The organism is Kocuria sp. CCUG 69068 (assembly GCF_020833785.1).
Lineage (GTDB): Bacteria > Actinomycetota > Actinomycetes > Actinomycetales > Micrococcaceae > Kocuria > Kocuria rosea.
Window position 1 is genome coordinate 40,660 of record NZ_PDDL01000007.1, and the last position, 23,428, is coordinate 64,087.

Below are 23,428 nucleotides of genomic sequence, written 5' to 3' on the forward strand. Positions count from 1 at the left end.
CCCACCAGCCCGCCCTCATCGCCCCCCTCTCCTCAGGAGCCCCGCTATGGCTGAGAAAGACCCAACACCGCACGGCATCACCGTCCTGGACATCCATGACGGGCGGTGGGCGTTGTGGCAGGTCTCGGCCACCACCATGAACGGTCCGCTACGGGCCACCAACACCAACGCGGTCGTCACCGACGGCTTCGACGAGAAGGCCTTCTTGTCCCTCACCTACCGTCGTCCGGTGCTGCTCACCGCACGGGCCCGCCAGGTGTGCACCAAACCGCTGGTCCTGGAGGCTGCGCAATTCGACCCGGAGGAGTTCATCGCCGACTGTGATGCCTGGATTGACCTGCTGCAGGGAATGTTCTGGGCCGAAAACGACCGCCGCGCCGCGCTCAACGCCGAGAACGCCCGGCGCCGCAAGGAAGCCAAAGCCGCCGGGTTGCCGGCTCCGGAGTCCAAGCGGCTGGCGCCGTTGAAGGACATCGACTGGCCCGGTGTCCCGCCGGCCAGCTCCTGGTCCACGGACACGGACTCCCCGGAGCCGGTCGAGATCGAGGCATTACGCGTGGCCAACGGGTGCGCCCGACTGCTGAACTTCTGGCTGGACATCGAGACAGACCGCACCCGCAAGACCCGCCAGACCTACCTCAACGCCATCGGCGGACCCATCGTGCGCCGATGGCCGGAACCACTCCCGACCACGGCAGACGAAGCGACCCAGACCGACCCCGTCCTCGTCTCGGCATGATCGCCCAGCAGGTGTTCCAGGGACCAGGCCGTGGCCGAGGTAAGTGATGGGAGGTCGCTGACTCCTCCGCTCGTGGACCAGCCAGTGCCTTTCGGGCATACCAGCGCGCAACCGCCCTCGAGATCACTGACGGACAGGATCCCGGGCCAGGCGGCCATCAGCCAGGTGTTGGCCCTGCAGGCAGGCGAACCTGCGCGTTCGTGGTGGGACCGCTTCATCGGCGCCAATCCCCTCAACGTCGACGCCCGGCCCTGGTACAAGGGGGCGGTGGGAGAGATCATCGTCGGCAAGATCTTGGCCCGGTTGGGTCCGGAATGGACGGTGCTGCACGCCGTCCCTGTCGGCGCTGGAGGGACGGACATCGACCATGTGCTGATCGGCCCGCCCGGGGTGTTCACCCTCAACACCAAGAACCACGCCGGACAGCCGGTATGGGTGGCAGGCCGCACCCTAATGGTGGCCGGACAGAAGCAGCTGCACATCCCCAAGGCTTTCCACGAAGCCACCCGGGCACAGAACCTGCTGTCCGCCGCGGTAGGGGAGTCGGTGCCCGTCACCGGCCTCATCATCCTGGTGGAACCGAAAAGTTTGAAGATCAAAGAGCCACCCGCCGGGGTCACGGTGGTGACCGGCCACAAGTTGCTGCGCTGGCTCCGCCGGCAACCGCCCGTGCTCAGCATTGAGCAAATCACCCGGATTGCCGCAGTCGCCGCGCTGCCGGACACCTGGCACGGCGACCCCCAAGAATCCGAGGATCCCGCAACGCTACAGAGCCGTTTCCGGGCTCTACGGGCAGGCGTGCTCGCGGCTCGACGCCGTCGCAGAGCGTGGGCGGCAGGACGACGAAGCGTGTACGTGGCCGTGCGACTGGCCTATGCAGGCCTGCTCATCGGCGGGGGACTGTTCCTGCTCGGCACGCTCCTCGGCAGTCTCTCCTGACGAAGCACCATTTGACCTGCCAAGGCTTCGGACTCGGGGCGACTACTCAACAGAACCAAGCAGCTCGGCAGGGGATGTCAGTCCTCCTGCGGTGCGGCCTCCACTTCGCGCTGAAGTTCAGCAGAGAGGTCTTCATCGAGCTTGATTTCGATGACCATCTCGATTGGGATGTCTTCTTCGCCAAAAGCCAACCGCTCTTCGACCGTGTCCATCCGTGCGGTAATCGAAAATCGTGCCCCGCCCGCGTGGGCGGCGGTGACCACGTCCCGGTTGTAGTACGCCCGCACGATGATCGTCCCGGTGGCCCCGGCCCGCCGGGCGGTGGCGATCGCTTCGCCGAAAAGCCGTGGCGCCCCCTGGGCCGAGGCCGCCGCGCCCCGGCGCAGCCTCATGCCGGCGATTACCGGGGCCGCCGACGGGGTCGAGAGCGTGGCCAGTTGCGCGTTCAGTCGCCGCACCCCGGAGTAGCCGTAGCCGGTGCCTTGCTTGGCGTAGCCATGGGTCCGCCGGATCGTGTCGTGGACATCGAGGTAGGCGACTTTCGCGGCACGGGCCAGCTACCACGGAACCTAGTCGGTGAGTCCGACCAGCAGACGGGAGACGAGCACGTCGAGCTGACGGACGTGACCAAGGGTGTAAGCCCACAGCTGCGTGCCCAGCGTTGTCGGGCTCGGGCTGCGGAAAATAGCCGTCCCAGACCACTGTGGCGCAGCAGCCGCATATCGGTGATGCTATCGGCCCCGGCGACCATCCCCGCCACCAGGGTAGGGACCTTCGCGGGAGCGTTGGACCCGGCCGTACCCGGCACCGTAAGGCGGTCGGCGACGAGTTCGTGGAGCCCGGCCATCTCGGCCAGGCCTATTACGGGAGAAGCCAGGCGGTGAACACGAGGTTGGGGCCATCGAAATCAGCCGAAAAGCTGTGAGAAACTCGCACTATCAGGTGCCTTCTGCTGGGTGACGAGAAAACTTGAAAAACTCCCATCGTCTCAAGCAAGAAGGGCATTCGTCTGTCAAGACTCACCCTCCGCGACCCTCGACATCGGCGCATCCAGGCTGAGTTCTGCTGTCATAATTAGGGCAGATGAAGAAAGATTGCTGTAGTAGGGCTTGGAGCCGAAGGAGTCATCACATAGTGGTTGATTCTGGCTGTATGCACGTGTTGTAGGAGCCCTTATGGTCGAACATGGCGAAGAAACCTTTGACAGGAGCGATTGATGAGAATTAGTTCAATTTATATCGACGGGTACCGCCGATTTAAAGCGCAACAAATCCATTTCGAGAACGGTGCGACTGTTCTCGCGGGAGCAAATAACTCAGGCAAGACCTCTCTCATCGATCTCCTAAGGGTGGTTCTCGGGGGAGAAGGAGTATTCCGCGCTGACGACTTCGGTGCCTCGGACCGATACGAATGGTTCTCGACCCTCATCGGGGCGGCAATTGAGGGAGAAGCTAGCTATAAGTCTCTGCTAGAAAGCGATGATTTCGGCAAGAGAGCCCCTTCAATCGAAGTTCGCATTGAAGTAAAATACGACCCGGATGTTGATGACATTCGGCAATTTGCTGACTACCTAATGGATCTTGACGGGGAGAAAAGTTCGTTCTACTTCCAGTATCGCTTCTGCTCTAAGCCCGACAAGTTGATCGCTGGCTGTACTGATTTATACGAAGCGATTTGCAAGGCAATTAAAAAAAGTGAATGGACTTCGCTCGAAAAGGTTGACGTGGGCTCGTCGGAATTTCTGGCCTTACAAACTAAAGTCGATGCCGCCTTAATTGCCTGTTCGAAATCTGAAGCATTCTTCGCTGATGAAACTTTCTCCAACACGCTTCCGATGGATAGTGTTCCGAGCTTTAGTCGCCTGTTCAACTTCAAAGCAGTGAAAGCGTCTCGTGCTCTCGACGACACGAATGAGGATAAGTCGGGCGGACTGAACCATCGCCTCATCGAAGTTGCGAAGGAGGATGAGGGCTGGTCGGAACTGCTCTCTCAACTGCCGGATCAGGTAATAGATGCAATTCAAGCGCTCAAGATCCGCGAGTTGACTACTGATGAAGCGCTCAAGAGCTTGAACACAGTCATAGATTCGATTTCCAGCACGAATGGTGCCAGGCAGAGTGATCTTTTCCTCGACTTCCATATCACAGAAGAGCATGCCGTTCAGATGATTTCCCGCGCTATGCAAACCCGGTATCTTGGGGGAGGTGTGCCCCTTGGGGAAGCTTCGCAAGGTCTTGGCTACAGTAATCTAATTTACTTGCATTTGGAAGCAGAATCCTTCATTCGATCGGTCTCTTCAGAGGAAAACGGTTTTCTTGTAAACATATTGGTTCTTGAAGAGCCGGAATCTCATATGCATCCGCAGATGCAGAATGCCTTTATCAAGCACCTCTTCTCCCGCGTTAAGGGAGTCAGTAAATTCCAAGCACTCGTAACAACGCACTCAAGCGAAATCATCCGCTCAAGCGCGATTGAGCAGCTTCGGGTACTTAAGACCGAGAAGGATGATTGTCGAGTTGTCGATCTGCGGAAGTTCCATACTGAGCACGTCGCAGGAAAGTCAGAAGAGACCCAACGGCTTTACAGCTTCTTATATGCGATCAACTTCTCCGATGTGCTCTTCGCCGACAAAGTCATCATGTATGAGGGTGATACGGAGCGAATGTATATTCAAGCGCTCATCAAAGAGCGCGAGGATCTTCTCGGACTTCGCACCCAGTACATTTCGTACGTCCAGGTTGGTGGAGCATACGCGCACGTCTATAAACCGCTCATTGTTGACACGCTGCATCTCAAGACCGTCATTATCACGGATCTCGATTATGAGAAGAATAGCGAAATCAATAATTTCATAGAACTTGCGCCGCTTACGGCGACCAACGCGACTCTCAATGACTTCTTTGGCAAAGAAGAGTCAGGGAAGAAGACGAAGCCAACTATTGGAGTGCTGTTAGAGGAGATTTCTAATGAGGCCGGGGTTGCGCTACTCCCAGACGCCGAACCTGCCGCCATTGCGTTCCAATCCTCGCGCGAGGGATATGCGCGTACCTTCGAGGAGGCAGTCTTTGCCATGCTATTAGAAACTGAGGTCTGGGAGTCGCGTACAAAGGAGGAGTGGGGAACCTTCCGCAAAGAATCTGGGCTAGTGTTCTCGATCCCGCGGAAGGAGTCGGCTCCAACGATCAGGCAAATAGTTTCATCTACTTCAAATCAAAAAACAGACTTTATGTACTCGTTGCTGTTGCGGCCAGAGCTGATGGAAAAAGTGCCCCCATATATCCTTTGCGCGTTGAAATGGCTCGACGCATGAGTAACCTTAAGCTTATAAACGCGCCAGCAGGCAGTGGAAAAAGTACGGAGATTAAGCGAGTCGTGCGAGAATGGTCGGCTGAGCATCCTTTTGACCGTCTTCTCTGTGTGACTTACACCAATAGAGCGGCAGATGAGCTGAAATTGGACATCTCTTCTCCGTACGTCGAAGTGTCCACCATTCACTCCTTTTTAAGTAGTTTTGCTCGTTCACTCTTTTCGGCACCCGAGATAATTGCGCACTACTTCGATGTTTATGGTGACGAAATCAAGACTCGAATAGAGAACGCGGACGGGAGTACGACGACAGAGGAAAGCAACGCAAGGTATCGGAAGAAACTCGGTGATCCGCTGACGTTCGAGTTGGTTGTGGGTTCGGTGCAGGCTCTCTATTACAACGAAAGACCGTTCAACACGCTGTACCGGGGAGGCCTGTCCCACGACGACCTTCTGTCATTCGTTGCCTCCTGTGCAGAGCGATATCCAAGCATTTACCGGCGTGTTAGTGAGAAGTATCGGCGAGTGATCATTGATGAGTATCAAGACACCGACGTCAACGTACTCGGCTTTTTTCTCAAAGCTGTAAAGGACTCTGAGGCCGGTCTTCATCTATACGGGGATCGGATGCAGCAGATCTACAAGTCTGACCCGGCAAGATTCCAGACCCTGATAAGTCAGTTCAACGTTGAGAAACGTGAGGTTGTGAACTATCGTTCAACGCCAGCGATAGTTTCAGTCCTTAACGCCATTTACAACGACGAGAGCCTGCAGCAGATCGCGGACTGTGATGCGGACGGTGCTACGCCGAGAGTGCACTTTACTGAGGCGCCGGATCAAACGGTTAAACGCATTGCAGATGCGGACACATTGACTCTGAGTGTTCACAACTCATCGATCTTCGATGCTATCGGTTCCCTGCCCCTCTTCAAAGTCTTGCAAGCGATGCCTGATCATGGTTACAACTCTCGCTATCCGGCCGCGAGCGTGCTCATGGAACCGGAGTGGGAAAAAACTCCGAACCCATTACTTCGCCTTTTGTATGGTCTGCTTGAGATTGAGGCGAGTTTTACGTGTGGCCACATTGGAACTGTGATTAAAATGCTGCGCACGCACTCGAAAGACTTCGGTGTCTTTGCTTTTCACGTGCACGGCGATAAGGCGCTTTTTTCTGCTCAGCTGAACGTATTATTTGTAGCTATGAGGAATGAAGGTTCTAGCATCAAGGACGTCCTTGAGGTGCTGTCCGATTTGGAGGTAGAACGGGCAACTGATATCAGCGGATACCTAGCAAACGAAGAGTATGACCAGCTCGTGCTTATCCCTTTCCAGCAGGTACGCGCGGTCTTCGAGTTCCGGTCGTCGCCTACACGATCTACCCAGCACGGAGTAAAGGGTGAGAGTCATGACAAGGTCGTTTTTGTTGCCGAAACGAGCAACTCGCCGACTGTTCAAATGAAGAAACTGTTTGATCTTTGGCCGTTTTTTGATCTAAACCTCGACATGCTTGAAAAGCTCCTGGCTCAGCTGTCTTGTGCATTCCGTTCAGCCAAGTCGCGAGTTGCTGTTGATTTTTCTCGGCTAAGAGCACCGACATTTCCCCTTGCAGAGGAATCCATTACTGTTGAAGCGCAGGGAATTCTGGACGCATTTGGTGGGTCGCCGCTCTTCTCCGAACTTTATGGATCCGTATTCAATGCGTATCTCAGTAAGCCTGGAGTGACTAACGCTAAAAAACTTTTTAGTTTGTCCGCTATAGAGGGTCTGCTTTCTGCCTATCGACTTTTCTATGTGGGCTGCTCGCGGGCTAGATCTGAGCTTGATGTTGTAATTTCACTCAGAGAGGTTAGCGACGTGCACGCCACTGCTGAAAAACTTCGAAAGCTGGGATTTGAAGTAGCCGAAATGCCCTAGTTGTTTCAGGTGATGGCTGCTTGCACTCAGTACAACAAGTAATTAGAAGGGCAGCGTGCAAAAACTTAGAACGTGGCGCGAGTCGGCACACCCGGTTTTTCTCTTCAACTGCTCTCGAACCTGGGTTCGGGTGTCAACGACAACGACGACATTGGATGCGAAGGCCTGTGATTCCCGCCTATGAGGGATCGGGTGAAAGTCCTCACCGATCACTAGCCGTCCACGGTTACCAACTGCGCCCCCGCCCATCCCGGGCGGGGGCGCTGTCGGCTCAGTGTGCGGCGTAGTAGGCGTCCTTCACGGACTGGTGGATCCGGCCGCGGTCGGAGACCTCGTGGCCGTTTTCCTTTGCCCAGGCGCGGATCTTGGCGGTGTCCGGGTTACTGCCCTTAGCACGTGGCCGTGTGCCGCGGGGGCCGGCACCACGGGTGGTCTTGCGGCCGGCCTCCGCGAAGGGGCGCAGCGCCTCGCGCAGTTTCTCAGCGTTGGTGGAGGATAGGTCGATCTCGTAGTCCTTGCCGTCCAGGGTGAAGGTGATGGTGTCTTCGGCAGGGCCTCCGTCGAGGTCGTCCTCGAGGTGTACTTCGACCTTCTGGGCCATGGGTGGGGTTCCTTTCGATATCCGGGTGAGGGAGTGGGGTCAGGGGTTGTCGGGGTCGTCGTCGGAAGGCGCTTGAGGAGCCGCATCGACGACTGGTGCTTCGGTTGGTTCCACAGCGTCTGCCGGTGGCGTGCTTTTGGTGCGGTTGCCGGTGATCACGGTGCCCTCCTCGCTGAGGTCCACGCAGAGCATGTCCTCCTCCATGAACGGCTTCCATCGCCGGGTGGCGGTGGTGTCGATGCCGTAGTAGGCAGTGAAAGCTGTGGCCGATATGACCGCCTGCCCAGGGCCACGCTTGGACGCGCTGCGCACCGCGTAGGCATGCGGTGAGGAATCATCGGTGGCGCGCACCGCCATGACCTGACGGTCACGGTCGTAGAGCAACTCCACCGTCATCGCGCTATTGATCAGGCCGTGTGCGGCCTTGTTCAACGAGATGACTCCGCGCTTCTGGATGGTCACGCTCGGCGCCTTGGCCAATGGAGTCATTCTTTTGTCGAACACCTCAAACGGCATCGTTCCTCCTACGGCCTCTGACGATCACTAGTCAGGTTCATCGTAACCATTGCACGCATTTACCCCATACGCAGACGCGGCTTCACTGGTGTGTCTTTGAAGGCATGGGATGCGAGACGTCTCGTCCGGATGCTTTGCACCCACAAGTTTCGGCGGTTTGGTTTGTCTCGCATCCTCGTGCTTTATCCATGCCCCTAGGATTTGTACTCAATGTCAGTTGCGAGACTGCTGAGGTGGGCGTGGGGAAGCTGATCGGGTACGTCAGAGTGTCGACGCGGCAACAGGATGCCGACGGTTAGTTTTCTGACCTCCTGCGGCCTGGCGTTCGGCGCGATGACGTCTACACCGACCACGGAGTGTCTGGAGGTGGGTCTGCCGCAAGACAAGATGACATTTGATCCCGCGTGCTCCCGGCCGGGCACCGCTTTTCTCGTAGTCTGGCTCTCATTTGCAACGGACAGGAGGCCGGAATGGCCGAGACAACGGTGGGCGAGGTGCTGGCAGAGTTGGCCGCGCTCGAGGACCTTAGGGTGCGTGCCGTTAACGAGCGGCACGGCGACGACCACGGGGTGAACCTCACCCAGCTGCGGGCGGTCGCGAAGCGGCTGAAGGCGCAGCAGGACCTCGCCCTCGAGCTCTGGGGAACGGGGGACACCGCGGCGAGACTGCTGGCTCTCCTGATCTGCCGCCCGAAGGCGTTCGAACGCAACGAGCTGGGCGCCATGGTGCGCGAGACGCGCGTCCCCAAGGTGCACGACTGGTTCGTGAACTACGTGGTGAAGAAGAGCCCGCACGCCGAGGACCTCCGCGTGGCGTGGTTCGCCGATCCGGATCCCGCGGTCGCGAGCGCCGGGTGGACGCTGACCGCCGACCGCGTGGTGAAGAAGCCCGAGGGCCTCGACCTCGCCGGCCTGCTCGACGTCATCGAGGCGCAGATGAAGGCCGCCCCGGAGCGCCTGCAGTGGGCGATGAACACCTGCCTGGCGCAGATCGGGATCGAGCACCCCGAGCACCGAACCCGGGCTCTCGAGATCGGTGAGCGCCTGGGGGTGCTCAAGGACTATCCGACCCCGCCGAACTGCACGTCTCCGTACGCCCCCGTGTGGATCGCCGAGATGGTGCGCCGACGGGACGATCGGTAGGAGACGCCGGCGCTCGTTGCCGTTGCTCTCCGGGACCGCGGCACGGTCCCGAGCGTCCTGGAGTCGCAGGTAATGACCGGGGTTCGGTAAGCGATCCTGATGATTCATGCGCAGAATTCATCGCTGTTCCTGACGGTTCTGGAGGCTCACACTGATGTTGTGCACATCACACTCCGCAGGCCGGAGTCATTCGTGCCGCGACCTCCCTTTCACTGCCTTCAGGAGAACCTGCCGCCATGACCACCGACGTGTCGTCCCTGCCCGGGATCGGTACCACCCCCCACACCGTGGGCCCACTGGTCGATGCCCAGGCGCAGCTGGCCTCCGCCGTGGCCACCCTGGACTACGAGCCCGGTCTGCACGCCCTGCTGGCGAGCCCGCGGCGGGAGATGACCGTGAGCATCCCGCTGCGCCGTGACGACGGGTCGGTGGAGGTGCTGACCGGTCACCGGGTCCAGCACAACGTCTCCCGGGGCCCGGCCAAGGGCGGGGTGCGCTACAGCCCGCAGGTCGACCTCGACGAGGTCCGTGCCCTGGCGATGTGGATGACCTGGAAGTGCGCCCTGATCGACGTCCCCTACGGCGGGGCCAAGGGCGGCATCACCGTGGACCCCCGCCGCTACTCCCGTCCCGAGATCGAACGGCTGACCCGCCGCTACACCTCCGAGATTCTGCCGATCATCGGTCCGGACAAGGACATCCCCGCCCCGGACATCGGCACGGACGAACAGACCATGGCCTGGATGATGGACACCTTCTCGGTCTCCTCCGGCTACACCGTGCCCGGGGTGGTCACCGGCAAGCCGGTGAGCCTCGGCGGATCCCTGGGGCGCGCCTCGGCGACCTCGGCCGGGGTGGTGCACATCGCGCTGGCCGCCCTCGAGCACGTCGGCATCACCGCCGCGCGGGCCACCGCGGCGGTGCAGGGCTTCGGGAAGGTGGGCGCCGACGCCGCCCTGTTCCTCACCGAGGCCGGGGTGAAGGTGGTGTCCGTCTCCGACCAGTACGGAGCGGTCCACCGGGCCGACGGCCTGGACATCCGCGCCCTGCAGGACCACGTGGCCGTCATCGGCTCCGTCGTCGGCTTCCCCGGGGCCGAGACGATCCCCGGCGAACAGCTGCTGGTTCTCGAGGTGGACCTCCTGGTGCCCGCGGCGGTGGAAGGGGTGCTCACGGGGGCGAACGCCCACGAGGTCCGGGCCCGGGTCGTCGTCGAGGGCGCCAACGGCCCCACCACGGCCGAGGCCGACCGGGTCCTCACCGAGGCCGGGGTGCTGGTGGTGCCGGACATCCTGGCCAACGCCGGGGGCGTGGTCGTCTCCTACTTCGAGTGGGTGCAGTCCAACCAGGCCTACTGGTGGTCCCGCCAGGAGGTCGACCACCGTCTCGAGCACCGCATGCTCTCCGCCTGGCACCACCTGCTCGACGTCGCCTCGGCCCGGGGCCTCACCCTGCGCGAGGCCGCCACCGTCACCGCCGTGGAGCGCGTGGCCGACGCCCACCGCACGCGGGGCCTCTACCCCTGATCGGCCGGGGGCGGGCCTCCTGAGGAGTCGGGGCGGGGCGAGGGCATCCCGCCGGGGCGGAGTGAGTCCCCAGGGGTCCACCGGCGGGGCTACCGTGAGGTTGACGCGACGACATCGCGTTCCCCGGTCCGTCCCGAAAGGCCCTGCATGTTCCTCCGCTCCGGCGCCGCGCCCCGTCGTCGTCCCGTGCTGTCCGCGAAGGCGGCGTTCTGGATGCAGGCGTCCGTGCTGGTGGTGGTCATGGCCGCCTCCAGCGCGCCCAGCCCGCTGTACCCGCTGTACCAGGACCTGTGGGGCTTCCCGCCGGTCGTGCTGACCGTCATCTTCGCCGCGTACGTGGTGTCCCTGCTCGCCGCGCTGCTCACGGTGGGGTCGCTGTCCGACCACCTGGGGCGCCGCCCGGTGCTGCTGGCCGCCCTGGCCCTGGAGATCGCCGCGATGGCCGTGTTCGTGCTGGCGGACAGCGAGGCGACCCTGGTGTTGGCACGGCTGGTCCAGGGCGTGGCGACGGGCACCGCGACCGGCGCGCTGGGCGCCTACGTCATCGAACTCGAACCGGAGGGCCGCCGGGGGCTGGGGACCGTGATCACCGGGGCGGGACCGGTTCTCGGTCTGGCCGGGGGAGCGGTGGCCTCGAGCCTCATCGTCGCGGCCGCCCCGCAGATGATCGACCTCATCTTCCTCGTGCTGCTGGTGCTGCTGGTGCTGCAGGCCGTGGGCACGGCCCTCGGCCCCGAGACCGTGGAACGTGCCCCCGGGGCGCTGGCCTCGCTGCGTCCGCGCGTCTCCTTCCCGCCGCAGGTGCGCCGCTCGGCGGTGTGGGTGCTGCCCGCCACGGCTGCGTGCTGGTCCCTGGGCGGTCTGATCATCTCCCTGGGGCCCAACCTGGTCCGCTCGCTGACCGGGGCGGACTCCGTGGTCCTCACCGGTCTCGTGGTCGCGGCGCTGACGGGCACCGGCGGGATCGCGATCCTGCTGTTCGGCAGGACCTCGCCGGAGCGGGTGCTCGCCGTGGGCATGGGCGTCCTGGTGGTGGGCATGGCTGCCACGATCGCGGCGCTCGTCGTCGGGTCCGTGGGCCTGTACTTCGCCGCGACGGTGGTGGCCGGCGTCGGCTTCGGCGCCGGCTTCCTCGGGGTGCTGCGCACGCTGCTGCCTCAGGCGGCGCCGCACGAGCGGGCGGGGCTGCTCTCGGCGATCTACGTGGTCAGCTATCTCTCCCACAGCATCCCGGCCGTGGCGGCCGGTGCCGTCGCGGGCGAGGTCGGTCTGGTGCCCACAGCGATCGGCTACGCGGGCATGGTCCTGTTGCTGGCCGTGGTCGTGCTCCTCGGCCTCCTGCGGAACGGCACGCGCCGCTCATGACCTCCGGCGGTGGTGGAGGACGAGCAGCCGCGCGTAGCCGTCCGTGAGGTGGTCGATGAGGTCGACCTTCAGGTACTCGTGCTCCGAGAGCCGGCGCACGGTGTGCAGGGAGGTCCCGTCGTACTGCACGGGGTGGGGCAGCTCGCCCCGCCCGCCGGGAGGCTCCACGTCCAGCCGCCACGCGTCCAGGTCTTTCTGCGGCGTGGGGTCGTGCAGCGGCGTGCGCGTCCACAGCCGGCCGTCCGTGCCGACGACGAGGCCGCGGATGACGTGCCACCCGTAGCCGCACGCGACCCGGGAGAATGCGTGGCCGACCAGGGGGTAGGACCTGGCGCCGCGGGGGACGTGCACGAGCTTGGCCGGTTTCAGGCCTTCTCTGCGCAGCAGATCGCTCGCCTCGACCCCGACCTTGCGCACCTCGTCCAGGGCCCGCTCCAGACCGGCCTCGCGTGCACCGCGGCCGTGCGGGGTGCGGCGGCGCGGCTGCGGCTCGTGCGGTGCCCGGGCGGCAGCGCGAATACGCCGTTCGTCCTCGATGCTCATGCCGCCTCCTCGCGTCGGTGACCACGATTCTATGTGGTCCACCTCACGTGAGCGGCCAGTGGGTCTCCGTGCCTTCCGGCCCGACTGGTGCTGCGCCATGCTGGAGTCACCCCCGGTTCCGGGAATCCGATCGACGGGTTGCAGCGACGCCCAGGAGGCCTCCGATGACCCGCACCGTCTTCTACACCGCCACCACCCTGGACGGCTACCTCGCCGACGAGCAGGACTCCCTGGAGTGGCTGTTCCGGCAGGACACCGATCCTGAGGGGCCGTTCCGCTACGACGAGTTCATCGCCGGGGTCGGGGCGGTCGTGATGGGCCGCACCACCTACGAGTGGGTCCGCGCGCACCTGCAGGCCTCCGGCGAGGACTGGCCCTACGACATGCCCACCTGGGTGGTCACCCACACCGAGCTGCCGGGGATCGCCGGGGCCGACCTCCGCTTCGCCCAGGGGGAGGTGGCACCGATCCACGCCGCTCTCGCGGAGGCCGCCGGCGGGAAGGACATCTGGGTGGTCGGCGGCGGCGACCTGGCCGCCCAGTTCGCCGAGGCGGGACTGCTGGACCAGTTGATGGTCTCCATCGCGCCGGTCACGCTCGGGGCGGGCCGCCCCCTGTTCCCCCGCCGGTTCGACCTGGAGCTGACGGACGTGGCCCGCAACCGCGCGTTCGTCTGCGCGACCTACCGCGTGGTGGGCCCGATGGCGCCCTCGGGCGGTGGGCCGGCCTCCTGAACCCGCAGGGGCTCAGATCTCGATGCGGTGGGCCTCCCGCAGGTTCACGAAGCGCTCGGGGTTGGAGGTCAGCACGATCACCTGGGTCCGCTCCCCGGCGGTGGTGATGGCCGAGGCCAGCCGTCGGAGCCGCTGCGGGTCGGAATGGCCCAGGGCGTCGTCGAGCAGCACCGGCACCCCGTCTTCCGGATCCACGAGCAGAGCGGTGGCGAGCCGGATGAGGATCACCAGCTGCTCCTTGGCCCCGGTGGAGAGGGCGGAGAAGGGCAGCCAGTCGCCGTCGAGCTTGCGCTGTTCCACCTCCAGGGACCCGCTCACCTGGACTTCGAAGTCCGGGCCGTAGACCGACCTGCCGAGGTGCTCCACCTCGGTGCGGAACGGCTGGACGTACTGGGCGTGGGCGCGCTCGCGGTGCTCCAGCAGCGTCCGCTCCAGAAGCAGGGCGGCCTCGGCGCGCCGCTCGATCCCGGCGAGGTGGCGACGAGCCGCCTCGAGCCGTGTCTCGGCCTGGTCGTGGGCCAGCTGCACCCGGTCCCGGCCCATGCCCTCGAGCCGCCCTGCCAGGGACTGGTGGCGGCCCCGCCGCTCGCCGAGCAGCGTCTCGAGCCCCGTGATCTCGTCCGCGACGTGCTGCTGGTCGGCGAGCACCCGGTCCGCGTCGAGGCCGGCAAGGGCCGCCTCGTGCCCGTCGATCTCCTCCTGGACGGCGGCCAGTGCCTCGGCCTCCGCGGTGGCGGCACGGTCGAGGTCCTCGTCCGGGGCCTCGCGGCGGGCGTCCTCGAGCCGGGTCCGGGAGCCGGCCAGGGCGCGCTCCTGCTCGAGCGCGGCGCCCTGGAGGGAGTGCAGCGTCGTCTGGGCGGACTGCAGGGCGGACCGGGCCGCCTCGGCAGCGGCCTCGGCATGGAGCGCGGCGTCCTCGGCGTCATTGAGGGCGGCCTCGGCGGCCTCGACCGTCTCCTGGGCGGCGCCGGCGGTCTCCGGCAGCGGAGCGTCGTCGTCCCGCCGGTCGCCGTACTGCTCGATCGCGGCGGTGAGGCGGTCCCGGTCGTCGCGCAGGCGGCTCTCGTCCTCGCCGTCGAGCAGGCGGTCGCGCTGGGCCACGGCCTCGCGCACCTGCTGCGCCAACTCCTGGGCGGCGCGCCACTGGGTGCGGGCCTCGGCGACCGAGTCGACCCCGTGCCGCGCCAGCAGCGCGGTGAACCTCTCGCGGGCCGTGCGGGCGGCGTCCCGGCGGGTCGCGATGCCCTGCTCCGGGAAGACCCGCAGCCGCCACTCGCCGGGGATCTCGATCTCGACCTCGTCCGTCACCGGGACGGACCACGGCTCCTCGGGGGCGATCTCCTCGGTGCTGTCGCCGTGGGTGATCGGGCGGGCGCGGCCCAGGGCGGTCAGCTCCACCCGGGCGCTGCCGGCCGCCAGCTCCGCCTCGGCCTTCTCCGCCGCCCGCTCGGCCCGCTCCAGCTCGTCCAGGACGCCCTCGTCGATCTCCGTGCCGGGACGGGCCCGCAGCTCGGCCAGCTGCGCCCGGACCGCCTCGAGGGAGTCCAGGATCTCGAGCACGCGGCGGTGGCGCTCGACGTCGTCGAGGTGCTTCCGGTCCTCCCGGGCGGAGCGGTGGGCCGCCCGGGCCTCCTGCACGGCGGTCTGGGCCGCGGTCCGGCGCTCCTCGGCCTCTTCGGCGTGCTCGTGCACCGGGGCGAGCTCCTGCTCGCAGGACCGCATCTCCTCGGCCAGCGCCGCGCTGCGCTCCTCATCGGCGGTGAGTGCGGCCACGAGCTCCGCACGGCGGGCCGAGTGCTCCCGGGCGCGGTCGAGCCCGCCCTGGGCGGCGTCCTTCCGGCGCTGGGCCTCCTGCCGCTGCCGCTGGACGGCCTCGATCTCCGCGGCGGCACGGTCCAGTTCCGCCTTCTCCGCCCGGGCCGTCCCGAGCTTCCGGCCGGTGGCGGCGATCTCCTCCGTGAGCTCGGCGAGCTCCTCCTCGACCACCGCGATGCCCCGCAGCTCCTCGGCGGCCTCCGCGGCCGCGGTCCCGGCCGCACGGCAGTCGGTCTCGGCCTGGAGGTACTTGGCGTTCTTCTTCCGCGTCGAGGTCCAGTACCTGTCGCACTCCGCGCTCACGCGCTCCAGGAGGGAGGCGACCTCGCGGTCGTCGCCCTGGGCCTGGCCGGCGTGGCACTCCAGGGCCCGGCGCAGCGCCGCGCTGTCGGTGAGGGCGTTCTGGGTCAGTCCGCCGGCCTGCATGAAGCGCAGGGCCTTCCACAGCGCGGTGTCGGCCCCGCCCCACAGCTGCTCGGCGGCGTCGTGGGCCTCGCGGCCGGTGAGCGTGCGGCCGTCCCCGGCCCCGCCCACGTAGCGGAGGGTCGTGGACGGCCGCTTCAGCCACTGCTTGGTGTAGACCACGCGGGTGGTCCCGATCGAGAACTCCGCCTCCACCAGGACGGGCACGTCCCGGCCGGCGGGCTTGGCCTCGGCGATCTTCTTGTGCCGGCTGCTGTCCGGGAGCTCGATCAGCGCGTCCAGGGCGTCGATCATCGAGGTCTTGCCGATCTCGTTGCGGCCGGTCAGCACGACGACCCCGGCGTCGGGGAAGTCGACCTCGCGGGCGGTCACGCCGCGGAAGTTCTCCAGCTTGAGACGGTGCAGCTTCATCGGGTCGGTCCTCCCACGAGGCGGTACAGGAGCCGGAGCGCGTCCCCGGCGGCGGGCGCGTCCTCGGAGTCCGAGGCCGCCAGTTCGCGCAGATCGGTCACGGCGTCGGCGGCGTACCCGCCGACGTCCAGGTCCTCGAACTCGTGCTCGTCCGGGATCACCACCAGGTCGGTGTGCCGCTCCCACGCGTTGAGGCTCGCGAAGATCTCCGCCTGCTCCTCGAGCAGCCGGTCCAGCTCTGCGGACTCGGAGAGGTTGAGGGTGCCGGTGAAGACGGTCTTGAGGATGATCCGCTCCTTCGGGGTGAGGGCAGCGAGCTCGGCCCGCAGCGTCCCGACGTCGTCAGCGCCGTCGAGCTGCCGGGCGAGGACGCGGTGCTCCCACTGACCCACCTCGTGGGAGGTGACGTCCACGGTGCTCCCGTCCAGCGCCACCTCGAGCACGTGGCCGCGGCCGTGCTCGCGGAAGCCCGTGGACTCGTGGGTGCCGGAGTAGTGGATCGCGCCGCGGTCGTCCTCGGGCCAGCGGATGTGCCGGTCGCCCAGCGCCACGTAGTGGATCGCCCCTCGGGCCAGCGCCTCGTCCAGGGGCGCGCGCCGCACGGTCACCTGAGAGGTGCGGTCGGGGTCCAGCTCGTCGAGCATCCCGTGGCCGACGACGACGCGCAGCGTCCCGTCCGGCTCCAGCCCCTCCAGGGCCGGGGCGACCGGGTCCGCGTCGGGCCGCTTGCTGCGCCAGGGCGCGGCCACCAGCTCCACGCCCTCGACGACCGGCCAGGGGCCCACTTCGTCCAGGAGGACGACGTTGTCCGGCCTCGAGCCGAGGAACGCGTCCTGGGCGTAGATCGACCCCGGACCGAGCGGGTCGTGGTTGCCGGGCAGCAGGTACACCGGCAGCCGCACCGAGCCCATGGCGTCCAGGGCGCGCCCGACGTCCCGGCGGCTGAGGTTGGCGTGCTCGAAGACGTCGCCGGCCACCACCACGAACGCGCACCCCCGGGCGCGGGCCAGCTCCCCGATGCGGCGGATCGTCTCGACCCGGTCGCCCGTGTACCGGGACTGGGCCTCGCCCTCGAGGTAGTGCCGGGTCATGCCGAGCTGCCAGTCGCTCGTGTGGAGGAATCGGATGCTCGTCATCGAGGCTCCTCGTGCGGTCGGGGGTGCTCTCCCAGGGGGTGGGTCCAGTGCCACGCTATCGGGATCGGCGGACACCGAAGGCCCCGGCACCCCGGACCGCCGGCGTGTGCTTCGATGGGGCTCATGGAGCCGAGCAACCGGAACGACCTGTGGGCGGCCGTCCACGCCGAGCGGGCGCGCCTGGCCGAGGACCTGGCCGGCCTGGACGAGGCGCAGTGGGCGGCGCCGTCCCTGTGCGAGCGGTGGACCGTGGTGGACGTCGTCGCGCACCTGACCGCGGCCGCGAGCATCGGCCGGCTCCGCTGGCTCCGGAGCGTGCTCGGCGCCCGCTTCGACTTCGACCTGCACAACCAGCGCCGCCTCGAGGAGCACCGGGGCGCCACCCCGGCCGAGACGCTCCAGCGGTTCCGGGCCGTGGCCGGCAGCACCGCGGCGCCCTCCAAGGACACCGCGGCGTGGCTGGGGGAGGTCGTGGTCCACGGCCAGGACATCCGCCGCCCGCTGGGGCTGCCGCGCACGCCGCTGGTCGGGACCGTGACCTCGGTGGCACGGTTCTACGTGGGCAAGGACTTCGCGGTGCCCAGCCGCAGCGCCGCCCAGGGCCTCCACCTGGTGGCGACCGACGGTCCGTTCGAGTCCGGCGCCGGGCCACTGGTCAGCGGGCCCACCCTGGCGATCGTCATGGCGCTGGCCGGCCGCGCGGCGTACTGCGACGACCTGACCGGTGAGGGCATCTCGATCCTGCGGTCCCGCTGCTCGCTCGCCTGAGCGCGTTTCTCCGAGCGGGGGACACCGGCGGTGCCCATGGGGCGCGGGGTGGAGCCGTCCGGAATGTCCGGATCTGTGGGACGGTCGTCCGTCCGGACGCTGGGCATTCCGCCACCGGTGGGAGAGAGTGAGGAGAGGGCCGGCCGCGCGCCGGTCCCGCACGACACCACGCACCCGAGCAGAGGAGACACCTTGGCCGAGACCATCGCCGGCATCACAGTTCCCGACTCCGCCCTCGTCCGCGAGACCACCGAGCTGGTCCGGCGAGCCGCCGACGAGAGCCTGTTCAACCACTCCCGCCGCGTCTTCCTCTTCGGCATGCTCAAGTCCGCCGCGCGCGGAATCGAGGTGGACCCGGAGCTCGCCTACGTGGGCGCGATGTTCCACGACCTCGGCCTCACCGACGAGTACCGCACCCGGGACCAGCGCTTCGAGATCGACGGCGCCGCGGCGGCACAGGCGTTCCTGCGCGACCACGGCCGCTCCGCCGAGGAGGCGCGCAACGTGTGGCTGGCGATCGCCCTGCACACCACGCCGGCCATCCCGCTGCACCTGGAGCCCGAGGTCGCCGTGGTCACCCTCGGCGTCGAGACCGACGTGCTGGGCTTGGACCTGGATCAGATCTCCGAGGAGCACCGCGCCGAGGTCGTCGCCGCGCACCCCCGGCCGGACTTCAAGAACAAGATCCTCCGCGCGTTCTACGACGGCATGGCCGACCGGCCCGAGACCACCTTCGGCACCATGAACGACGACGTGCTCGCCCACTTCGACCCCGACTTCCACCGGGAGGACTTCGTGCGCATCATCCAGGAGAACGCCTGGCCCGAGTGAGCACCGCGGGGTCTCCGCAGCCCGGCGGAGACCCCGAGGGCTGCGAGCCCGCAACGGGGCGGTCACACCGTTGTGCCGTCCCCGAGCCGGGAGGAGCATGGAGTCCCGGCCCGCCGAAGCTCCAGGAGTTCCCGTGGCGTACAAGTTCTTCCCCCACATCCCCGTCGCCGACCTGGAGCGCTCGCGGTCCTTCTACCAGGCCCTGGGCTGGCGGACGGCCCCCGGCATGGCCGAGGGGCGCAGCCTGATCCTGGATCTCGGGGAGGGCTTCGGGGTCACGCTCGTCGAGCGGCGGTTCATGCAGCAGGCGATCGGCGAGGACCAGGAGCTCGCCGACCCCCTTCGCACGGTGAGCGGCAGCTTCGCCCTGCTCGTCGACATCCCCGAGGAGGTCGACGCCCTGGTCGAGCGGGCGGTCGCCGCCGGCGCCACCGCGGGGCAGCGGAAGGACGACAGCTACACGAGCCACCGGGTGTTCGCGGACCCGGACGGCCACCGGTGGAACATCGTGTGGGCGGACCCGATCGTGACGACCCGGGAGTGAGACCCGATCCGGACGACGAGCCCGGACGCACCGTGGCCGGAGGGCTGGGCCGGAGCCCTGCCCGGAGCGAGATTCACCAGATTCACAGGATTCACCGACGTTCACCGGGGTCGTGAACGGTGCGGGGGAGCGCCGGCATCCGGCCGGTCCGCCCGGCGCCGTCGTGCCCCCGCCCCGGCTCATCCGCGCCGGTAGGCGTGGCCCATCTCGGTGTGGGACCAGCGGGTCTCGATCCGGGCGTCGCCGCTGCGCCGCACGGCCTCGGCGGTCTCCCGGTCCAGCTCGGAGCGCCACTCCTCGATGGTGAGCAGGTCCGAGGAGCGCAGCAGCGGCTGCCGGTAGATGTTCAGGGCCCGGGTCACCTCGCCCTGCTCCAGGGCGGTCCTTAGTTGTGAGACGTCGCTGGTGACGGCGGCCGGATCGGCGAAGCGGTAGGGGCCGGTGGTGATCACCGCCCCGAGCCGGCGGCGGACCCGGTGGATCTCCGTGCGGACCGTGCCGGGGGTGCCGTGCTCACCGTAGAGCTCATAGGCCATCTTCTCGGCGCTCCACCCGCGCTCGCGCAGGCTGAGCAGCGCGAGGATCTCCGCCGAGCGCGTCGGCAGGGGGAACCAGTCCCCGCCGCCCACCCGGGCCGCAGCCGGCTCGGCGAGCAGGCGCAGCTCCAGGGGAGGCGTGCCGGTCGTGCCGGCGGGGTGTCGTGAGTCCGTCCGGGCGGCGAGCAGCGTCTCGACGACGCGCGCGGCCGAGCGGACCAGGGCCCTGGTGTCCGGGGTGGCGGTGCCCCGCGGCCCGGACAGGTCGATGACGCCGAGCACCTCCCCGCTGCCCGGGTGGCGCACCGGGGCGGACGTGCAGTCCCAGGCGCTGTGGGACCGGGCGAAGTGCTCCGTGCCCCGCAGCTCCTCCGCGGTCCCGCTGCGCAGCGCCTGGGCGATCGCGTTGGTGCCCACGCCGTGCTCGTCCCAGCCGGCGCCCTCGACGAAGCCGAGCCCGTCGGCGCGTCCCAGCGGCGAGCGTCCCCCGCGCCGCCACAGCACGGTGCCGTCGGGGCCCGTGAGGACGGCGACCCGGGCCTCGGCGGCGTCACGGACGACGCCCAGGAGGTCGGCGACGACGTCGACGTGCGACCCCAGCGGGGAGAGGGCGCGCAGCTGCTCGACCTCGTGGTCCGGGAGCACCTCTCGCGGGCCGTCCAGGTCGCGGGACATGCCCCGGGCGGCGCACCGCTCCCACGCCGAACGCACCCGTTCCGGTGTCCTCGCCGATCCGCAGCTGTCCACAGCGCGCTCCTCCGTCCTCTGCGCCCGTCCCGATGTCACGGGGTCCGTCACGGCGTCCGTCCTGATGCAACGCCGGGGAAACCCCCTCGGCCCCACAGTGGTGACACGCATCACATCGGACCCTATGCCACTGGGCGTCCGGCGTACACCGAGGAGGAACCATGACCACGATCGACACCGGCGTGGGAGCCGGCACGGACACCGCCCGCTCCTGGCTGGCCGCCCTGGAGGACGCCCTCGCGGCCGGCAACGCGGACGCGGCGGCGGATCTGTTCGCGGAGGAGAGCTACTGGCGCGACTTCCTGGCGTTCACCTGGAACCTGAAGACGCTGGAGGGCCGCGAGCAGATCTGCCGGATGCTCGCCCAGACCCTGCCGCACGTCCGACCCTCCGGGTGGAAGGTCGAGGGCGAGCCCACCGAGGCGGACGGGGTGACGGAGTGCTGGGTGCGCTTCGAGACCTCCGCCGGCTCCGGGTGGGGCTACCTGCGGCTGCGCGACGGGAAGGCGTGGACCCTGCTGACCACGCTGCAGGACCTGCGCGGCTTCGAGGAGCAGAAGGGGCCGCGCCGGGACCGCGGGGTGGTCCACGAGATCACCCGCGAGCGCACCACCTGGCTGGAGCGGCGCCGGGCGCGGGAGGAGGCCCTCGGCCGGACGGAGCAGCCGTACTGCCTCGTCGTCGGCGGCGGGCAGGGCGGGATCGGCCTGGCCGCGCGGCTGCAGCGTCTCGGCATCCCCACGATCGTGGTGGACAAGCACGAGAAGGCCGGGGACGCCTGGCGCAACCGCTACAAGTCCCTGCACCTGCACGACCCGGTCTGGTACGACCACATGCCCTACCTGCCGTTCCCGGACGACTGGCCGGTGTTCCCCGCCAAGGACAAGGTCGCCGACTGGCTGATGCACTACGCCGACATCATGGAGCTGAACTACTGGGCGAGGACCGAGTGCCGGTCGGCCGAGTGGGACGAGCAGTCCGGGACCTGGACCGTCGCAGTCGACCGCGACGGCGAGGAGGTCGTGCTGCACCCCACCCAGCTGGTCTTCGCCCTGGGCGTCTCCGGGTACCCGAGAATCCCTGACTTCCCGGGCGCCGACGTCTTCCGGGGCGCGCAGCACCACTCCTCCGCCCACGTCGGCGGCGACGACTGGGCGGGCAAGCGGGCCGTGGTCATCGGGTCCAACAACTCCGCCCACGACATCTGCGCGGACCTCTGGGAGCACGGGGCCGAGGTCACCATGGTCCAGCGCTCCTCCACCCACATCTCCCGCAGCGAGTCGCTCATGGACCTCGTCCTCAAGCCGCTCTACTCCGAGGAGGCGCTGGAGGCCGGCATCACCACGGAGAAGGCGGACATGCTGTTCGCGTCCTGGCCGTACCGGGTCCTGCCGGACGTCCAGCGGCCCGCGTTCGAGGCGATGGCCGAGCGGGACCGCGAGTTCTACGACGCGCTCGAGGCGGCCGGCTTCGACCTCGACTTCGGGGAGGACGGCTCCGGGCTGTTCCTGAAGTACCTGCGCCGGGGCTCCGGGTACTACATCGACGTGGGCGCCTCGCAGCTGATCATCGACGGGCGGGTCCAGCTGGCCACCGGCCAGGTCGACCGGCTCACGGAGGACGCGGTGGTGCTCGACGACGGGACCGAGCTGCCGGCCGACCTCGTCGTCCACGCCACCGGCTACGGGTCCATGAACGAGTGGCTCGCGGACCTGATCTCCCCGGAGGTCGCCGACCGGGTGGGCAAGTGCTGGGGCTACGGCTCCGACACCACCCGGGACCCCGGGCCCTGGGAGGGCGAGCTGCGGAACATGTGGAAGCCCACCAACGTGGAGAACCTCTGGATCCACGGGGGGAACCTGCACCAGAGCAGGCACTACTCCAAGTACCTCGCCCTGCAGCTCAAGGCCCGGATGGAGGGCCTGCCCACCCCGGTGTTCGAGCTCGAGGAGTCCCACCACCCCCGGTGATGCCGGCCCGGGCGCGTTGACGGGGCGCCGGGACGGATCGACCGTTCCGGCGCCCCGTCCGCGGGCGGGTCACTCCTCGAGCTTCCGGGCCTGCTCGTCCCAGGCGGCGCGGGCGTCCCGGCCCGCGGTGGGGTGGTGGGTCTCCCGCAGGGCGCGGAGCGCGGCGGTGCGCTGCTGGGCCAGGGCCTCCGCGGCGGCCCTCGTGGCGGCGTCCTCGCGGGCCTGGGCCCGGGCGGCGGTCACGGCGTCCATGATGAGGTCCACCCCCAGGGCGCCGCCCTCCAGGTAGGCGGTGCGGACCTGCCGGTCCGGGTGGTACAGGTACTGGTCGTTGACCTGGCCGAGGGCGGTGTCGAACTCGGCGTCGGTCAGGTCGGAGATCATGGCGACCACCCGGTCCAGGCGGGCGTCCAGCTGGTCGAGCAGGTCGTGCCGCCGGGCGCTGCGGCGCAGGGACCACAGCGCGCGGCCGTGCGTGCGGAGCCGGTCCACGTCCCAGTCCGCCTGCGGCACCACGGACAGGGTGCCCGTGAGGAGCCGGGGATCCCGGGAGTCCTCCGGCGGGGGCAGGGAGCGGAGGTGCCACGAGATCCAGGCCGTGCGCATGTTGGACGCCCCGGCCGCCCGGGCCTCCTCCAGGGACGTCCGCCCGGTCTGCGGGCCGGCGAGCGGCGGCCCGGCGTCGTCGTCCTCGGGCGCGTCCTGCCCGGCGGCGCGGGTCCGGCTCGTGATGACACCGGCGCTGAGCCAGACCAGCATGCCGACCAGGGCCAGGCCGAGGAGGGCCACCCCGCCGAGGAGCACGAACCGGAACAGGCCGACGGCGACCACCACGGCGATCAGGGCCACCACCCAGACGGCGGCTCCGCTGCTGCTCCCGGTGTTGTTCATGACGGCCCCCGAATGACCACGTGCGTGCTGG

20 protein-coding genes are annotated in these 23,428 nt (G+C 67.4%); 12 read left to right on the plus strand and 8 right to left on the minus strand.

Annotated features, from left to right (window positions below):
* The first annotated feature begins 46 nt into the window (after positions 1-46).
* Together CRM73_RS02585 and CRM73_RS02590 are read left to right on the plus strand one after the other, a co-directional pair.
* On the plus strand, positions 47-739 hold the full coding sequence (locus tag CRM73_RS02585) for a hypothetical protein (protein WP_229586723.1): 693 nt from the start codon (positions 47-49) through the stop codon (positions 737-739).
* A gap of 72 nt (positions 740-811) precedes the next feature.
* Positions 812-1,678, plus strand: coding sequence for a nuclease-related domain-containing protein (locus CRM73_RS02590; protein WP_229586724.1), 867 nt, complete (start codon positions 812-814; stop codon positions 1,676-1,678).
* Positions 1,679-1,755: 77 nt separating this feature from the next.
* On the opposite strand, the gene CRM73_RS02595 is transcribed toward CRM73_RS02590, so the two are convergent.
* Positions 1,756-2,136 carry a hypothetical protein gene (locus CRM73_RS02595; RefSeq protein WP_229586725.1) on the minus strand — a complete coding sequence of 127 codons (381 nt, stop codon included), beginning with the start codon at positions 2,134-2,136 and terminating at the stop codon, positions 1,756-1,758.
* 758 nt (positions 2,137-2,894) lie between these two features.
* Between CRM73_RS02595 and CRM73_RS02600 the strand changes: the two genes are divergently transcribed.
* On the plus strand, positions 2,895-4,988 hold the full coding sequence (locus CRM73_RS02600; protein ID WP_229586726.1) for an AAA family ATPase: 2,094 nt from the start codon (positions 2,895-2,897) through the stop codon (positions 4,986-4,988).
* Positions 4,985-6,898, plus strand: coding sequence for a UvrD-helicase domain-containing protein (locus tag CRM73_RS02605; protein WP_229586727.1), 1,914 nt, complete (start codon positions 4,985-4,987; stop codon positions 6,896-6,898). Before CRM73_RS02600 ends, CRM73_RS02605 begins: the two co-directional genes overlap by 4 nt.
* A gap of 271 nt (positions 6,899-7,169) precedes the next feature.
* On the opposite strand, the gene CRM73_RS02610 is transcribed toward CRM73_RS02605, so the two are convergent.
* Positions 7,170-7,499 (minus strand): Lsr2 family protein, encoded by a 330-nt coding sequence (locus tag CRM73_RS02610; protein ID WP_229586728.1) that lies wholly within the window; start codon positions 7,497-7,499, stop codon positions 7,170-7,172.
* A 39-nt stretch (positions 7,500-7,538) separates the two neighbouring features.
* Positions 7,539-7,961 (minus strand): hypothetical protein, encoded by a 423-nt coding sequence (locus CRM73_RS02615; protein WP_229586729.1) that lies wholly within the window; start codon positions 7,959-7,961, stop codon positions 7,539-7,541.
* A gap of 524 nt (positions 7,962-8,485) precedes the next feature.
* Here CRM73_RS02615 and CRM73_RS02625 point away from each other — a divergent pair.
* From CRM73_RS02625 to CRM73_RS02635, 3 genes are all read left to right on the plus strand, one after another.
* Positions 8,486-9,157, plus strand: a complete 672-nt coding sequence (locus CRM73_RS02625) for a DNA alkylation repair protein (RefSeq protein ID WP_229586730.1) — start codon at positions 8,486-8,488, stop codon at positions 9,155-9,157.
* Positions 9,158-9,393: 236 nt separating this feature from the next.
* A complete protein-coding gene (locus tag CRM73_RS02630) occupies positions 9,394-10,683 on the plus strand; it encodes a Glu/Leu/Phe/Val dehydrogenase (protein WP_229586731.1) in 1,290 nt (429 codons plus the stop codon).
* A 147-nt stretch (positions 10,684-10,830) separates the two neighbouring features.
* Positions 10,831-12,048: an MFS transporter gene (locus CRM73_RS02635; protein WP_229586732.1), complete on the plus strand. Its 1,218-nt coding sequence runs from the start codon at positions 10,831-10,833 to the stop codon at positions 12,046-12,048.
* Here CRM73_RS02635 and CRM73_RS02640 read toward each other — a convergent pair.
* Positions 12,043-12,591 (minus strand): hypothetical protein, encoded by a 549-nt coding sequence (locus CRM73_RS02640; RefSeq protein WP_229586733.1) that lies wholly within the window; start codon positions 12,589-12,591, stop codon positions 12,043-12,045. The two genes, CRM73_RS02635 and CRM73_RS02640, sit on opposite strands and share 6 nt — an antisense overlap.
* Positions 12,592-12,755: 164 nt before the next feature.
* Here CRM73_RS02640 and CRM73_RS02645 point away from each other — a divergent pair, with 164 nt between their 5' ends.
* On the plus strand, positions 12,756-13,325 hold the full coding sequence (locus tag CRM73_RS02645; protein ID WP_229586735.1) for a dihydrofolate reductase family protein: 570 nt from the start codon (positions 12,756-12,758) through the stop codon (positions 13,323-13,325).
* 12 nt (positions 13,326-13,337) lie between these two features.
* On the opposite strand, the gene CRM73_RS02650 is transcribed toward CRM73_RS02645, so the two are convergent.
* On the minus strand, positions 13,338-15,974 hold the full coding sequence (locus tag CRM73_RS02650; protein ID WP_229586736.1) for an AAA family ATPase: 2,637 nt from the start codon (positions 15,972-15,974) through the stop codon (positions 13,338-13,340).
* Positions 15,971-17,110 (minus strand): exonuclease SbcCD subunit D, encoded by a 1,140-nt coding sequence (locus CRM73_RS02655; RefSeq protein ID WP_229586738.1) that lies wholly within the window; start codon positions 17,108-17,110, stop codon positions 15,971-15,973. The genes CRM73_RS02650 and CRM73_RS02655 overlap by 4 nt, the downstream gene beginning before the upstream one ends.
* A gap of 114 nt (positions 17,111-17,224) precedes the next feature.
* On the opposite strand from CRM73_RS02655, the gene CRM73_RS02660 reads away from it, so the two are divergent.
* The 3 genes from CRM73_RS02660 to CRM73_RS02670 all read left to right on the plus strand — a co-directional run bounded on the left by CRM73_RS02660 (position 17,225) and on the right by CRM73_RS02670 (position 19,253).
* Positions 17,225-17,878, plus strand: a complete 654-nt coding sequence (locus CRM73_RS02660) for a maleylpyruvate isomerase family mycothiol-dependent enzyme (protein WP_229586739.1) — start codon at positions 17,225-17,227, stop codon at positions 17,876-17,878.
* 192 nt (positions 17,879-18,070) lie between these two features.
* Complete coding sequence (locus tag CRM73_RS02665; protein WP_229586740.1) at positions 18,071-18,709, plus strand: HD domain-containing protein; 639 nt, start codon at positions 18,071-18,073, stop codon at positions 18,707-18,709.
* Positions 18,710-18,842: 133 nt separating this feature from the next.
* Positions 18,843-19,253 (plus strand): VOC family protein, encoded by a 411-nt coding sequence (locus tag CRM73_RS02670; protein WP_035923601.1) that lies wholly within the window; start codon positions 18,843-18,845, stop codon positions 19,251-19,253.
* A 179-nt stretch (positions 19,254-19,432) separates the two neighbouring features.
* Here CRM73_RS02670 and CRM73_RS02675 read toward each other — a convergent pair whose 3' ends face one another.
* Complete coding sequence (locus tag CRM73_RS02675) at positions 19,433-20,464, minus strand: GAF domain-containing protein (RefSeq protein WP_229586741.1); 1,032 nt, start codon at positions 20,462-20,464, stop codon at positions 19,433-19,435.
* A 233-nt stretch (positions 20,465-20,697) separates the two neighbouring features.
* Between CRM73_RS02675 and CRM73_RS02680 the strand changes: the two genes are divergently transcribed.
* Complete coding sequence (locus CRM73_RS02680) at positions 20,698-22,506, plus strand: NAD(P)/FAD-dependent oxidoreductase (protein WP_229586742.1); 1,809 nt, start codon at positions 20,698-20,700, stop codon at positions 22,504-22,506.
* A gap of 69 nt (positions 22,507-22,575) precedes the next feature.
* On the opposite strand, the gene CRM73_RS02685 is transcribed toward CRM73_RS02680, so the two are convergent.
* The gene (locus tag CRM73_RS02685; protein ID WP_229586743.1) at positions 22,576-23,397 is read right to left on the minus strand and encodes a hypothetical protein; all 822 of its coding nucleotides are present in this window, start codon (positions 23,395-23,397) and stop codon (positions 22,576-22,578) included.
* Positions 23,398-23,428: the final 31 nt, after the last annotated feature.

Coding starts and splice junctions, on each gene's coding strand:
- CRM73_RS02585 (WP_229586723.1), top strand. CDS start 47: ATGGCTGAGAAAGACCCAACACCGCACGGCATCACCGTCCTGGACATC.
- CRM73_RS02600 (WP_229586726.1), top strand. CDS start 2,895: ATGAGAATTAGTTCAATTTATATCGACGGGTACCGCCGATTTAAAGCG.
- CRM73_RS02605 (WP_229586727.1), top strand. CDS start 4,985: ATGAGTAACCTTAAGCTTATAAACGCGCCAGCAGGCAGTGGAAAAAGT.
- CRM73_RS02610 (WP_229586728.1), bottom strand. CDS start 7,499: ATGGCCCAGAAGGTCGAAGTACACCTCGAGGACGACCTCGACGGAGGC.
- CRM73_RS02625 (WP_229586730.1), top strand. CDS start 8,486: ATGGCCGAGACAACGGTGGGCGAGGTGCTGGCAGAGTTGGCCGCGCTC.
- CRM73_RS02630 (WP_229586731.1), top strand. CDS start 9,394: ATGACCACCGACGTGTCGTCCCTGCCCGGGATCGGTACCACCCCCCAC.
- CRM73_RS02635 (WP_229586732.1), top strand. CDS start 10,831: ATGTTCCTCCGCTCCGGCGCCGCGCCCCGTCGTCGTCCCGTGCTGTCC.
- CRM73_RS02640 (WP_229586733.1), bottom strand. CDS start 12,591: ATGAGCATCGAGGACGAACGGCGTATTCGCGCTGCCGCCCGGGCACCG.
- CRM73_RS02645 (WP_229586735.1), top strand. CDS start 12,756: ATGACCCGCACCGTCTTCTACACCGCCACCACCCTGGACGGCTACCTC.
- CRM73_RS02650 (WP_229586736.1), bottom strand. CDS start 15,974: ATGAAGCTGCACCGTCTCAAGCTGGAGAACTTCCGCGGCGTGACCGCC.
- CRM73_RS02655 (WP_229586738.1), bottom strand. CDS start 17,110: ATGACGAGCATCCGATTCCTCCACACGAGCGACTGGCAGCTCGGCATG.
- CRM73_RS02660 (WP_229586739.1), top strand. CDS start 17,225: ATGGGGCTCATGGAGCCGAGCAACCGGAACGACCTGTGGGCGGCCGTC.
- CRM73_RS02675 (WP_229586741.1), bottom strand. CDS start 20,464: ATGTCCCGCGACCTGGACGGCCCGCGAGAGGTGCTCCCGGACCACGAG.
- CRM73_RS02680 (WP_229586742.1), top strand. CDS start 20,698: ATGACCACGATCGACACCGGCGTGGGAGCCGGCACGGACACCGCCCGC.
- CRM73_RS02685 (WP_229586743.1), bottom strand. CDS start 23,397: ATGAACAACACCGGGAGCAGCAGCGGAGCCGCCGTCTGGGTGGTGGCC.